Genomic DNA, 12,676 nt, shown 5'->3' on the forward strand with positions numbered 1-12,676 from the left:
AGCACACCCAAACCCGGCAAACCCACTAGAATTCCCACCACCCCGTCTCCGGAGCAACCCTTCCAACTTACTCTGACATCCAGGCCCTGTCCAGTTGCCCGCAGGCAGCCAAAGATCCAGAAGTAGAGAAGTGGAGGATACGCTGGGCGGATCCTGTTTCCGGAGGCCTTCCGGCCCCGGGGCTCGACCGCCCTGCGGGAAGAACATTACCAGGACTCAAGCGTCACAGAGACAACTTGCCAACCATCCCTGCGACTCGCGCGTCCAAAACGTTTGTGGGCAGTCGAACAGCGCAAGCAGCCGTCAAGCCATCCGCAATCGACTCTGGATACCAAGTAGGCCCGAGGGTCAGGATCCTGACTCCATCCTGGAGGTGAGCACCATGACCCGTTCAGAGTTTGACGACATCCGCGCACACATCGACGCGGAAGCCGATCATCCCAGTGACCTGCTCAGGGTCGCCAGGTCCCTGGTGAGCGACCTTGAGGACGCGAAGATGCGCGAGGCGAAGCTCCGCGCCCAGTATCTCCGCCTTCTCACCGGTGCTCGCACGACGATCGCCGCCCAGGCGGCCGGCTATCCGGAACCGCTGGCCTTCCTCGCCGACGAGCTCGCCAAACAGGGCCAGCTCCCGACCACCCAGGAGGAGATGCAGCAGGTTCTGGTGGACGCTCATACCGCGGCCACGCTACTGACACACCTGGAACAGGCCCCGCGTCTGAAACAGGCCGCGGCCGGCGTCATCCGAGGCGGGCCAAGGGTTCACCGGTGCGCCGGCAGCAGTCGTAGTCTCCCCCGATGAGGCATTCCGTGTCATTGACCTGGGCTTGAACCAAGATCTGTAAGACTTCAGGCATGTGGCAGCGGGGGATGAATTGGGGTGCGACGACCCTCGTGGGCGTCTTCGGCGTTCTGTGGATCGGCGTAGTGGTGTTCGCGGTCGCCGAGGGACCGATGTGGGCGCGCCTTGGACAGGGCGCCTTCGGGGGGTTCCTCATCGGCTGGGCTCTGCACAAGGCGGCTCTGCTGCTGCGCCCCACCCGTCCCAGGAGCCCGGCGAGACACCGTCGGGTCAAGGTCTGACGGACGTCCCCGAGGAGCCCGGCCCGGTCAGAAGCCGGTCCGGTAGGAGCGCAGTTCGTCCGCGACCTCCTGACACGGGACGCCCAGGTCGAACCGGCTCAGCAGAAAGATCGCCTCTCCGGTGTCGATCTCCAGGAGCTCCGTGCGCGAGGTGAGACGCGTTCGCCGGTCCACCCGGATCCGCTCGACCGAGCTCCACGGCACCCGCTCCGAACCGGCGAACCCCCGCACCACGACGAGCCCCTCGTCGTCGACGCTGAGCCGTACCGGAGCCAGCACGTCGCGCAGGGCGAGTACCGCGGCGACCAGGGCGCCCACGCCCGACAGGATCATCCCGCGCGGGTCGCCGACGCTCAGTAGGGCGAGCATCGCGAACGCGACCACCGCGAGGACCTTGAGAACGAAGAGCTCCCGGCGCACGCGCCAGCGCAGGACCGGCCCGGACATGTCAGCCACACCTGCACGTTAACCGCTCGGCCTGCCGGACGGTTAAGGCGGCACCGTGGGGAGCATGAGAAAGGCCCTGATCTCTGGGAGATCAGGGCCTTCTTTGGTAGCGGGGACAGGATTTGAACCTGCGACCTCTGGGTTATGAGCCCAGCGAGCTACCGAACTGCTCCACCCCGCGTCGGTGTGTGTCTGAAGATTACCGGGCCCGGCACTCAAGAGCAAATCGACGGCGCCGACCGGGAAATCGCGCCGCCGGGAAATTCCCCGATGCGGGTGGAGACCCCGGCGTGCCCCGGGAACGGAGAATCCGGACAACGAGAAAGGCCCTGATCTCTGGGAGATCAGGGCCTTCTTTGGTAGCGGGGACAGGATTTGAACCTGCGACCTCTGGGTTATGAGCCCAGCGAGCTACCGAACTGCTCCACCCCGCGTCGGTGTGTGTCTGAAGACTACCCGGCTTTGGCGGTGGACGCGAATCCGACGGCTCCCACGACCTCCTAGGGACTCGACGAGGACGACGACGGTGACGGCGTAGGAGTCCCTGAGGGGGCCGGAGTCGGCGTCTCCGACGGGACCGGGGCCGGGGCGGCCGAGGGGACCGCGGCGCCCTTCAGCTTCTCCAGGGCCTTCTGCAGCTCCTTCTGGGCCTCGCCGTACTCGGTCCAGTTCGGCGGGGTCGCGTTCAGGGCCTTCTGCGCCCTGTCGTAGGCCTTCTCGGCCTCGTCGATCGCCTGGCTCAGCGCGGTGCTCGGCTGGGCCGGCTGCTGCGGCTTGGTGGTGTCCGGCTTGGTCTGCTGGGTGCTTTCCCCGAAAACCTGTTCCAGCGCGACCTTGAGGGTGTCGGCGAAGCCGACCTTGTCCCCGTAGGAGACCAGGACGCGGCGGAGGATGGGATAGGGCTCCTGGCCGGGGGAGGCCGCGGTCTCCACGTAGACCGGCTCGATGTAGACCAGGCCGTCGGCGAACGGCAGCGTCAGCAGGTTGCCGTAGCGGACCTTCGCCCCTCCGATGCCGAGCAGGTTGAGCTCACCGGAGAACTTGTTCTGGAAGTTGTTCTGCACCTGGCCGGGGCCGGGGATCGTGGTGTTGGAGGGCATGCGCAGAATGCGCAGCTTGCCGTAGTCCGGTCCCGGCGTGGCGTCCACCGCCATGAACGCGGCCAGGTTCGGGCCCTGGCGCGGTACGAAGGTGGTGGTCAGCGAGAACGTCGGCTCCGTGGTGCCGGGCATCTTGACCGACAGGTAGTACGGCGGCTGCTTGATGTCACGCTCGCCCGAGGACGGGTCGGTCGGGACGTTCCAGAAGTCCTGGCCGCTGTAGAAGGCGTTCGGGTCCTCGATGTGGTAGCGGGACAGCACGTCGCGCTGGACCTTGAACAGTGCCTCCGGGTAGCGCAGGTGCTGCCGCAGTCCGTCCGCCATCTCGGCCTGCGGCTTGATGATGCCGGGGAACGCCTTGCGCCAGGTCTGCAGGATCGGGTCCTTGTCGTCCCAGGCGTACAGCGTGACCGTGCCGTCGTAGGCGTCCACCGTGGCCTTGACCGCGTTGCGCATGTAGTTGATCTGGTCGCGCGGCTGCTGCACCAGCGGACGCGGGTCGGTGACCGTGTCGCGCTTCATCGCCTCCAGGCTCCTGCTGTCGGAGTAGGGGTAGGCGTTGGAGGTGGTGTAGGCGTCGGCGATCCAGACCACCCTGCCGTCGACGATGGCCGGGTAGGGGTTGTCGTCCAGGCTCAGGAACGGCGCGACCTTGGCGATGCGCTCCTGCGGGTTCCGGACGTAGAGGATCTTGGACTTGTCGTTGACGTCGCTCGACAGCAGCAGGTTCTTCTCGCTGTACTTGGCTGCGTAGAGCAGGCGGTTCAGGAACGAGCCGACCGGGACACCACCCTTGCCGGTGTAGGTGGTGTTCTGCTGGCCGGTGCCCTTGCTCTCGGGGTAGTCGAGCTCCTGCTTCTTGTCGCCGCCCACGATGACGTACTCGGGCGCGGTCGGGGACTCGCCGAAGTAGATCCGCGACTCCGTCAGCCCTGTCCGCTGGGCGAGCGGGCCGGTGACCGGCATGTCCTTGGCGTCGAAGTTGGGCAGGCCCTGCGAGTCGACCTCGTTGCCCGGCGCGGCCACGAAGCCGTATCCGTGGGTGTAGACCAGGTGCTGGTTGATCCAGTTGTTCTGCTCGGCCGGCGGCCCGGTGAGCTCACGCACCGCCACCACGGTGTCGCGCATCTTGCCCGAGTCGTCGGGGTAGCGGTCGACGTCGAGCGGGTCGTGGAAGCTGTAGTAGCCGCGGATACGCTGCTTCTGCTGGTAGGTCTTGGCGACCAGGTTGGGGTCGAGCAGCCGCACGCCGGAGATCGAACTGTCGGCGGTGATGTTGACCTTGGAGGGGTCGCCCTGCGCCGCGTAGTCGATGACCTCGGACTTCTCGATGCCGTACGCCTTCCTGGTGGCGGCGATGTTGCGTTTGATGTACGCCTGCTCCTTGACCTGCTGGTTCGGCTTGACCTGGAACTGCTCGACCATGGCCGGGTAGACCCCGCCGATCAGGATGGCCGAGAGCACCAGCAGGCCGAAGGCGACGCCGGGCAGCATGCCGCCGGGCCGTACGACCCCGGCGAAGAACAGGACGGCGCAGATGAGCGCGATGATCGCCAGGATGGTCTTGGCGGGCAGTACGGCGTTGACGTCGGTGTAGGACGCGCCGTAGGCGAAGCCCCGGTCGGAGAAGACCAGGCCGTACCTGTCGATCCAGTAGGCCACCGCCTTCAGCAGCACGAACACGCCGAGCAGCACCGACAGGTGCACCCGGGCCGCGCGGGAGGCGTGTATGCCGGGTGACTGGAACCGGAAGCCCCCGTACAGGTAGTGCACGACGGCCGCCATGATGGCCGAGAGCACCACCGTGGTGAACAGGAAGTTCAGCACCATCCGCAGGAACGGGTAGGTGAACATGAAGAACGACAGGTCCATGCCGAACTGGGCGTCGTTCTCACCGAACGCCGTGGCGTTGACGAACTCCAGCCATGTCTTCCACTGTCCGGCGAACGACGATCCGGCGAACAGGGCGAGCACCGCGGCACCGATCAGGAAGATCAGTTTGCGGTGCGGGTCAAGGGCCATCCGGTAGCGGTCGGCGCCGGTGGCGCCGCCGAACATCCCCGGGCCGAACATCGGCCGCATCCGGTAGGCCAGCAGCATGTTGCCGCCCACGATGCCCACCATCAGGACGGCGCCCACGATGAAGAGCAGGATCTGCGTGATGACCACGCCGGAGAAGACCTCCGTGTAGTCGACGGAGGCGTACCACAGGTAGTCGGTATATATACCTGCGAAAAGGAAGAACAACGCAACGAGCGCGACGATGGTGATCGCGACAGGAAGCAGCAGTCGTGGCCGGCGGGGCAAGCGCATTGCCCTACCGGCTCCGGGGGTCCGGAAGCTCAAGGCCAACCCCTTGTCGTAAGAGCACGGTCCGTGTTTGAAAACCTACACCGGCAGGGGTATGGTCGCGCTCAGCCGCTCGGGCACGGTCCGGCCACAACCCCCCTAGCGGGTTTACAGGTCCAACGGTGCCAACGACTGGGATTCCGAATAAGTGCCCCGCCAGGCGATTTAGGGTCACCGATCGGCCGGAGCTTCGGACAACCGAAAGCCCCGACGCCCTCCGAGGCTCTCGGATCAGGCGAGAATCCGGCGGACGGTCTCCGTCACCCCGCGTGTTCGCGGCCCTCCCGACCACCGTCCCGGCGAGCCCCCCGATCACCGTCCCGGCAGGCCCTCCGGCCCCTGTCCCGGCGGGTCAGCCCGCCGCGCAGCCGGGCACGGCGCCGGTGCCGGTACGGATCACGTCGAGCGCCTTCACCGCGTCGTGAAGCGTGCCGACCTTGTACAGCCTCAGCCCTTCCGGGAGCGCCTTGACCGCCTCGGCGCAGTTGTCGGCCGGCGTGAGGAAGACCGTGGCACCGGCCTTGCGGGCACCCACCATCTTCTGCTGGATGCCGCCGATCGGGCCGACCTTGCCCTCGGGGCTGATCGTCCCGGTCCCGGCGATGGACTTGCCCCCGGTCATCGGGCCCGGGGTGAGCTTGTCCACGATGCCGAGCGAGAACATCATCCCCGCGCTCGGACCGCCGACGTCACCAACGTTGATCTTCACCTTGAAGGGGAACTTGTAGCTGATCCGCATGGTGATGCCCACGATCGGCGTGCCGTCCTTGGCCGCGACGGTCGGGATGGCCACGGTCATGCTCCGGTCGCCCCGGTTGACGGTGAAGGTGACCGTCTCACCGGCCTTGTGCCTGCGGACGATGGCGGAGACGCTCTCCCTGTCGGTCGCGGGAATCCCGTCCACCGAGACGATCTCGTCGCCGGGCTTGAACCGCCCGTCGGCCGGCAGCCCCTTCTGGGCGGAGGCCACGGTCACCACCGAGGTATAGGGGATCTTCAGCTCGGTCAGCGCCGCCGCGGTCGCGTCGTCCTGGGAGTTGGTCATCTCCTGGGTGTTCTGCTGCTCGACCTCCTCGGCGGTGCTCGTCGGCGGGAAGATCGTCTCCTCCGGCACAACCGCGACGGTCGGGTCGATCCAGCCCCTGAGCGCGCTGAACAGGTCGATCCTGTTGCCCGGCCCACCCTGGTAGGCCACGGTGACGAGGCTGAGCTTGCCCTCGGTCGGGTAGGTCTGGTGCCCCTCGATGCTGATCACCGGCTTGCCCTTGACGTCACCGATGGTGTTCTCGGTCGGCCCGGGTCTCAACACGACGTACGGCACGGGCAGCAGGGCGCCGACAACGCCGAGCGCGAGCGTGAGGAAGCCTGCCACCATCAAGGTCAGCGCTCGTCGGGACATGGGAGGAAGCCTATTCCGTGTGACCGGTTGAGGAGTCGCACGCACGCGCCGTCATCTTTCCCCCGTCGTCCTCCCGGCCGTGGTCCTCCCGGCCCGTACAGCTCACGCCCGGCGGCTCAGTCGCAGGCCCCGACCCACTCGGCCGAGCCGTCCGCGAAGAGCTGGTTCTTCCAGATGGGGATCTCGCTCTTGATGTCGTCGATCAGCCGGCGCGAGGCCGCGAACGCCTCACCCCGGTGCGGGGTGGCGACCGCCACGATGACGGCGATGTCGCCGAGCCGGAGGTCTCCGACCCGGTGCACCGCGGCCAGTGCGGTCGCCGGGAAGTCCGCGGCGATCTTCTCGGCCACCCGGCGCAGCTCGCTCTCGGCGCTCGGATGCGCCGAGTAGGAGAGCCCGACGACCGCCCTGCCGTGGTCCTGGTCGCGGACCGTGCCGATGAAGAGCGCGGTGCCGCCCGCCGCGTGGTCGCCAACGGCGGAGAGCACCTCGCCGACGGAGAGTGCGCTGTCGCGAATACCCAGCAACCGGATGACGTCCACGCCACAGAGGGTACCGCCCGGGGAAAACCACTCCCGTGCCGCGGGCCGTACTCGACAAAAAGGCTGTACAGGGCGAGGGCCGCCCCCTCTCCCCGGAGCGGGGACCCGGTGAAATCCCCGGCGGCGTCAGGTGCGGCGTTTCTTGCGGGCGGCACGGACGATCGCGGCGGTGCCGAGGACCGCGACGGTGGCACCGGCCGCGGTGAGCGTGGCCTCCTTGCCGGACAGGCGGCGGCCGACCACCGCGTGTCTGCCCTCGCGCAGCTCCAGAAGCTGCGCCAACGCGGCCTCGTTGCTCCACAGCGGCTTCCATCCGGCCCCGCGCAGCGCGGCGCAGTCGACCACCCAGGGGTAGACGACGTAGTGCAGATCGGTGGCCGGCGCCGGGGTGATGCCCAGCCGGTGCAGGCGCTGAGCGGTGCCGAAGGTCAGCCCGGCGGGCAGCTCGAACCGGCGCAGCCCGGAGATCTCCTCCACCTGCTCCTGCTCCAGCCAGCCGTCGCCCCCCACCGCCACCACCCCGGAGACCGTGCCGAGCGCGGCCATCTCCAGCGCCGAGACCAGGTCGTCCAGGTGGCAGAACTGCCAGCGGGGACTGCATCCCTTGACGCTGAGCAGCCGGGGCGCCTCGAAGTGACGGGTGACCACGCTGTCCGCCCCCGGCCCGACGACGGCCGCGGGGCGGAGCACGGTCACCTCAAGGCCGAGGTGGCTGCGGAGCGAGCGCCGGACCAGAGCCTCGATCTCCAGGTGGTCGCCGACGATCCCGGTGTCGGGCTCGGCGGCCACCGCGGAGTCCTCGGGCAGTGGGACGGGGTTGTCGGGCGCCGCGCCGTAGACCATGGCGCTGGTGACCAGCACGACGCGCCGCACCCGGGCCGCGGCGCTGGCGGTGAGCACCGTCTGGGCCGCGCGCAGGTTGTAGGCACGCCGCTCCGCGGGGTCGGCGTCGAGCGCGTAGTCGCCCGCCAGATGGACGAGCACGTCGATGTCGGAGATCCGGTTCGCCAAGAGCGGATCTCGGACGTCGAGCACTCTCCAGGTGACGCCGGGCACGTCGCCGCGCTGCTCGTCGATGGCCACGACCCTGCGGAAATCCGCAGACGAGGCGACCTTCGCGAGGAAGGCACGGCCGATACCCGAGGCCGCGCCGGTGACGGCGACGACCGGGAGCCGGGGGCGTTTCGAGGTAGGCACCAGGTCCTCACTTTGCACTGACCCGCCATGCGACGGATAACGTGGCGGATGTGGACTCCTCCATCCTGCACGAGGTAGAGCGGTGACTGACTTGCCAGGTCGGGAAAACGACCCCAACGAGAATCCGTTCGCCATGTTCGGCGACCCGGAGCAGATCGCAGCGGCCATGCGCCAGTTCGCCGACATGCTGTCCGCTCCGCAGAGCTCCGGTCCCGTCAACTGGGACATGGCGAAGAACATCGCCCGGCACGTCGTGGCCGCCGAGGGCGACCCGAGTGTCATGGAAGGCGAGCGGCGCCAGATCGTGGACGCGCTCAACCTCGCCGACCTGTGGCTGAACGAGGCGACCGCGCTCCCGAGCGGGGTGAACACCCCGCAGGCGTGGAGCCGGTCGGAGTGGATCGAGAAGACCGTCCCCGTCTGGCGGCAGCTGTGCGATCCGATCGCGGCCCGCATGGTCGAGACCATGAGCGGCACGCTCGGCGCCGCCGGGCTGCCCGCCGAGGCCCAGGCCATGGCCGGGCCGCTGATGGGCATGATGAAACAGATGGGCGGCATGATGGTCGGCCAGCAGATCGGCCAGGCCCTCGGCTCGCTCGCCCGCGAGGTGGTCGGCTCCACCGACATCGGCCTGCCGCTGTCCGGCAACGCCGCCCTGCTGCCCAGCGGGATCGCCTCCTTCAGCCAGGGGCTGGAGACGCCCGCCGACGAGATCCGCCTGTACCTCGCCCTGCGTGAGGCGGCCCATCACCGGCTGTTCCAGCACGTGCCGTGGCTGCGCGCCCACCTGCTCGGCGCGGTTGAGGAGTATGCCAGGGGCATCACGGTGGACGTGTCCGCCCTGGAGGAACAGCTTCGCGGGCTCGACCTCAACAATCCCGAGCAACTCCAGCAGGCGCTGAGCGGCGGCAACCTGCTCAAGCCCGAGGAGACCGACCGGCAGAAGGCCGCGCTGACCCGGCTGGAGACCATGCTCGCCCTGGTCGAGGGCTGGGTCGGCACGGTCGTGGACGGCGCCGCCGACGGCAAGCTGCCGTCGGCGGCCGCGCTGGCCGAGACGGTACGGCGCCGCAGGGCGACCGGAGGCCCCGCCGAGCAGACCTTCGCCACGCTCGTCGGCCTCGAACTGCGTCCGCGCCGCCTGCGCGAGGCGGCCGCCCTGTGGCAGGCGCTGGAGAGCGACCGGGGCGTCGACGGCCGTGACGCGGTCTGGGGGCACCCGGACCTGATGCCCACCGCCGACGATCTCGACAACCCCGGCGTGTTCGTCCGGGGGGAGCCCGAACTCGACCTGTCCTCGCTGGACACGCCCCGGGAGGGGCCGCCCGCCGGGGACGACGGCCGCGAAAAGGGCGGAGGCGGCGGGAACGACGAGGACGGCGGCAAGGGCGACACGGCGTGAGCCTGCGCGCGCACGCACAGGACGTGCTCGCGACGTGGATCGCGCCGACCGCCGAGGAGGAGCTCCTGCGCGAGGAGTTCCTGGAGCACGTGCGCGCCCACGAGGACGCGATGTGGCGCGAGTGCGTGCCCGATCACCTGACCGCCACGACCGCGGTCCTCTCCCACGACGGTGAGCGGGTGCTGCTGACGCTGCATCCCAAGGCCGGGATGTGGCTTCCGATGGGGGGCCACTGCGAGCGCGGCGACGTCTCACTCGACGCCGCGGCGCTGCGGGAGGCCGTCGAGGAGTCCGGCATCCCCGGCCTGCGCCTGCTGCCCGGCCCGCTGGCCCTCGACCGGCACCGGGTCTGGTGCCACCCGCCGCGCAGTCACCATCTGGACGTGGAGTACGGCGCGGTCGCCCCGGCCGACGTCGAGGCCGTGATCAGCGACGAGTCGCTCGACCTCCGCTGGTTCCCCGTCGAGGAGATCCCCGAGCTCTCCGACGAGGCGACCCGCCGACTGGCCCGCCGCGCCCGTGAGGCGATGCGGCGCATAGTGGGCTCCACATGATTGGACCGTTTTATACCTGTCTCACGTAGCCGTGGATATCGTCGTCCACGTCGAGCAGACGAGCGAATCGAGGCAGTGTGAGCGTGGACGTCTCGGCCGGCGGGGATGTGGTGGGCGGTACGGTCGTGGTTCCGCGGCGGCGCCGGCGACTCCGCCGGCTGCCCAGAGCCCTGGTCTGGGCAGCGGTCACCCCGTTCGCCGCCTGGGCGGTGGCCAGGGTCGCCGGACTGGAGCGCGGGTCGCTGACCACCCAGCTCATGACCGCCACGCCGTACGCGGCGGCGGGCTCGCTCGTCCCGGTGCTGCTGGCCGCGGTGACCCGCAACCGCGCGGCCACGGTCGTGGCGCTGGTCACCACCGCGGCGTTCGGTATCGCCGTGCTGCCCAGGGCCGTCGGGTCCACCCAGACGGTGTCCGGAACGCCGCTGCGGGTGCTCACCCTCAACATGCTGTTCGGCCACGCCGAGCCCGAGGCGGTGATGGACCTGGTCCGGCGGCTGAAACCGGACGTGCTGAGCACCCAGGAGCTGACCCCCGGCATGGTCGAGGAGCTGGACGGCGCGGGGCTGAAGGACGTCATGCCCCACCGGGTGCTGCAGGAGGAGTGGAGCGCCGGCGGCAGCGGCCTGTACTCCAGATATCCGCTCACCCCGCTGGAGAACCTGTTCCGGCCGATCGGGCACAACATGCCCGCCGCGCTGATCACCGTTCCGGGCGCCGGGAACGTCGAGTTCGTCGACGTGCACCCCTTCCCCCCGCTGGGCAGCCAGGTGCACGACTGGACGGCGGCCCTGGACTCCTTTCCCCCGGCCTCGGCCGACCGGATCCGGATCCTCGCCGGCGACTTCAACGCCAGCCTCGACCACGCCGCGATGCGCCGCTTCCTCAGCCGGGGCTACGCCGACTCGGCCGACAGGGCGGGCCAGGGGCTGATCCCCACCTGGCCGGCCAACAAGAGGGTCCCGCCGCTCATCACCATCGACCACGTCGTGGTGGACCGGCGGGTGAACGTGAACGCGGTCAGCGTGCACACCGTCCCCGGCACCGACCACCGCGCCGTCTTCGCCGACCTGCGCCTGCCCCCGTCCTGATCGGCTCCGACGTCCGCCCGGCGCTCACACCCGATCTCCGTCGTCTCCGCTCACGACGACAGCAGCGCGCGGGTGTTGTCCCAGCCCTCAAGGCCGGGATCGAGCCTGCGGAGATCGTCGGGGGTGCGGAGGCGGTGCCAGCCGGGGCCGGCCGCGACCGTCCGGGGGCCGGGGGCCGCCGCGCGCAGGGTCTTGACCGGGTCGGGGTCGTCGAACCCCACGTCGGCCCAGCCGGGACAGGGCAGGTGGGCCGCTATCGCCACGGCCCCGCCGTCGGCGGCCGGGCAGACGGCGATCCGCGCCCTGCCCAGTTCCCGGAAGAGCTTGCCGATCAGCAGGGGCGGCAGGTCGGGCGCGTCACCGCTCAGCAGGACCGCCTGCTCGCCGTACGGCAGGGCCTCGAAGACGGCCCGGACCAGGGCGGCTCCGGACAGGTCGGGGATCTCCAGCACCGGGGTCCCCGGCCAGACGATCTCCTCCATCCCCGGCACGCCGGTCACCAGGACGGGGGTGACGAAGTCGAGCCCGGCGACGAGCTCGTAGGTGTCCTCGGCCACCGCTGTCAGGAACCTTGCCGGATCGGTCCCCGGAGGGGTCGCCCCTGCGATCGAGGAGGTGACGACGACCGCCACCAGTCGCTCCTGTGTCAATATTCCTCCGCGGCTCCGTGGGCCGCCGTGGAGAATCCCTCAAGGAACCCTCGTGCCCGTTCGGCCTTGGGATAGTGTTCCACCAGCGACCAGAACCTGGGGCCGTGACTCGGCACCAGCAGGTGCACGAGCTCATGCACGATCACGTAGTCGACCACCCACGACGGCATGCCCCGCAACCGTGTGGAGATCCTGATGGTGCCGTGATCGGGGGTGCAGGAGCCCCAGCGGTGCTGCTGGTTGTCGACCCATCGCACGCTCGACGGACGGGCCTCCCCGTCGAGATAACGTGCCGACAGCTCCGTGGCCCGCTCGAACAGGTCGTCGTCCGAGGGACGTCTCCGCTGTTCCTTGGCAGCGAGCCGGTCGAGCATCCGGCGCACCCATTGTTCTTCATCGGTGCTGCTGAGTCCGGCGGGGAGCAGCACGATCGTTTTCTCGCCGTCGCGGTATGCGGAGACCGTCCGCCGGCGACGAGAACTTCGACGGACCTCGACTGTCTCGGGGGGCACATACGAACGGTAGCCGAGAATGACGAATTCACACCAGAGGGCTGAGGGCGTTCTGGCTGGTCAATCCCTGTTCGTAGGCTGTTCGGCAAGACCAATCGGTTATAGGAGGGGCCTATGGAATTGACCCGGATATCCGCTGTCTTGGGAGTTGTCGAATCGCGGGGAGGCGTCGTTCTCTCCATAACGCCGCCCCTTGAGGTATGTCGTCCACGGCCGTGATATCCCGCCGGGCAAGGGCCTCACGGCTCCGCGGCCCCGATGCGGCGAGCAGGAGACGGCACGGCGCGGGACGGACGGCGCGACGCCGTCGTTCCGCCGGTAGGCCGGGAACCGGGAAGTCGCCGCAGCGG

At 69.2% G+C, this 12,676-nt stretch carries 12 protein-coding genes and 2 tRNA genes; 5 read left to right on the plus strand and 9 right to left on the minus strand.

The annotated features are described in order from the left end of the window. Window positions 1-382: 382 nt before the first annotated feature. Both ACWEF2_RS18490 and ACWEF2_RS18495 read left to right on the plus strand, forming a co-directional pair. On the plus strand, window positions 383-802 hold the full coding sequence (locus tag ACWEF2_RS18490) for a hypothetical protein (protein ID WP_453816673.1): 420 nt from the start codon (window positions 383-385) through the stop codon (window positions 800-802). Window positions 803-870: 68 nt separating this feature from the next. After that, window positions 871-1,083 carry a hypothetical protein gene (locus tag ACWEF2_RS18495; protein WP_453816675.1) on the plus strand — a complete coding sequence of 71 codons (213 nt, stop codon included), beginning with the start codon at window positions 871-873 and terminating at the stop codon, window positions 1,081-1,083. A gap of 27 nt (window positions 1,084-1,110) precedes the next feature. Here the strand turns inward: ACWEF2_RS18495 and ACWEF2_RS18500 are convergent, their stop codons facing one another. The 7 genes from ACWEF2_RS18500 to ACWEF2_RS18530 form a co-directional block, all read right to left on the minus strand. Continuing rightward, window positions 1,111-1,530, minus strand: a complete 420-nt coding sequence (locus ACWEF2_RS18500; RefSeq protein ID WP_453816869.1) for a PH domain-containing protein — start codon at window positions 1,528-1,530, stop codon at window positions 1,111-1,113. Between the two features lie 104 nt (window positions 1,531-1,634). After that, window positions 1,635-1,711: transfer RNA gene (locus tag ACWEF2_RS18505), tRNA-Met, on the minus strand. A 176-nt stretch (window positions 1,712-1,887) separates the two neighbouring features. Beyond that, a tRNA-Met gene (locus ACWEF2_RS18510) sits at window positions 1,888-1,964 on the minus strand. Between the two features lie 66 nt (window positions 1,965-2,030). Beyond that, on the minus strand, window positions 2,031-4,943 hold the full coding sequence (locus tag ACWEF2_RS18515) for a UPF0182 family membrane protein (protein ID WP_453816677.1): 2,913 nt from the start codon (window positions 4,941-4,943) through the stop codon (window positions 2,031-2,033). A 388-nt stretch (window positions 4,944-5,331) separates the two neighbouring features. Then, entirely contained in the window at window positions 5,332-6,378 is a 1,047-nt protein-coding gene (locus ACWEF2_RS18520; RefSeq protein WP_453816679.1) for a YlbL family protein, read from the minus strand. 116 nt (window positions 6,379-6,494) lie between these two features. Then, window positions 6,495-6,920, minus strand: coding sequence for a molybdenum cofactor biosynthesis protein MoaE (locus ACWEF2_RS18525; protein ID WP_453816681.1), 426 nt, complete (start codon window positions 6,918-6,920; stop codon window positions 6,495-6,497). A 126-nt stretch (window positions 6,921-7,046) separates the two neighbouring features. Then, window positions 7,047-8,120 carry an NAD-dependent epimerase/dehydratase family protein gene (locus ACWEF2_RS18530; RefSeq protein WP_453816871.1) on the minus strand — a complete coding sequence of 358 codons (1,074 nt, stop codon included), beginning with the start codon at window positions 8,118-8,120 and terminating at the stop codon, window positions 7,047-7,049. 79 nt (window positions 8,121-8,199) lie between these two features. On the opposite strand from ACWEF2_RS18530, the gene ACWEF2_RS18535 reads away from it, so the two are divergent. From ACWEF2_RS18535 to ACWEF2_RS18545, 3 genes are all read left to right on the plus strand, one after another. Continuing rightward, window positions 8,200-9,519 carry a zinc-dependent metalloprotease gene (locus ACWEF2_RS18535; protein ID WP_453816683.1) on the plus strand — a complete coding sequence of 440 codons (1,320 nt, stop codon included), beginning with the start codon at window positions 8,200-8,202 and terminating at the stop codon, window positions 9,517-9,519. Then, window positions 9,516-10,073 (plus strand): NUDIX hydrolase, encoded by a 558-nt coding sequence (locus ACWEF2_RS18540; protein ID WP_355599759.1) that lies wholly within the window; start codon window positions 9,516-9,518, stop codon window positions 10,071-10,073. The genes ACWEF2_RS18535 and ACWEF2_RS18540 overlap by 4 nt, the downstream gene beginning before the upstream one ends. Window positions 10,074-10,150: 77 nt before the next feature. Then, window positions 10,151-11,164: an endonuclease/exonuclease/phosphatase family protein gene (locus ACWEF2_RS18545; RefSeq protein WP_453816686.1), complete on the plus strand. Its 1,014-nt coding sequence runs from the start codon at window positions 10,151-10,153 to the stop codon at window positions 11,162-11,164. A gap of 50 nt (window positions 11,165-11,214) precedes the next feature. Here ACWEF2_RS18545 and ACWEF2_RS18550 read toward each other — a convergent pair whose 3' ends face one another. Beyond that, window positions 11,215-11,814, minus strand: a complete 600-nt coding sequence (locus tag ACWEF2_RS18550; RefSeq protein WP_453816688.1) for a DUF2064 domain-containing protein — start codon at window positions 11,812-11,814, stop codon at window positions 11,215-11,217. Then, a complete protein-coding gene (locus ACWEF2_RS18555; RefSeq protein ID WP_453816690.1) occupies window positions 11,811-12,326 on the minus strand; it encodes a M48 metallopeptidase family protein in 516 nt (171 codons plus the stop codon). The genes ACWEF2_RS18550 and ACWEF2_RS18555 overlap by 4 nt, the downstream gene beginning before the upstream one ends. Window positions 12,327-12,676 lie beyond the last annotated feature (350 nt).

The organism is Streptosporangium sp. NPDC004631 (genome assembly GCF_053601935.1).

Excerpts from the sequence above, each read along its gene's own strand:
- ACWEF2_RS18490 (WP_453816673.1), top strand. The coding sequence starts at position 383 with ATGACCCGTTCAGAGTTTGACGACATCCGCGCACACATCGACGCGGAA.
- ACWEF2_RS18495 (WP_453816675.1), top strand. The coding sequence starts at position 871 with ATGAATTGGGGTGCGACGACCCTCGTGGGCGTCTTCGGCGTTCTGTGG.
- ACWEF2_RS18500 (WP_453816869.1), bottom strand. The coding sequence starts at position 1,530 with ATGTCCGGGCCGGTCCTGCGCTGGCGCGTGCGCCGGGAGCTCTTCGTT.
- ACWEF2_RS18515 (WP_453816677.1), bottom strand. The coding sequence starts at position 4,943 with ATGCGCTTGCCCCGCCGGCCACGACTGCTGCTTCCTGTCGCGATCACC.
- ACWEF2_RS18520 (WP_453816679.1), bottom strand. The coding sequence starts at position 6,378 with ATGTCCCGACGAGCGCTGACCTTGATGGTGGCAGGCTTCCTCACGCTC.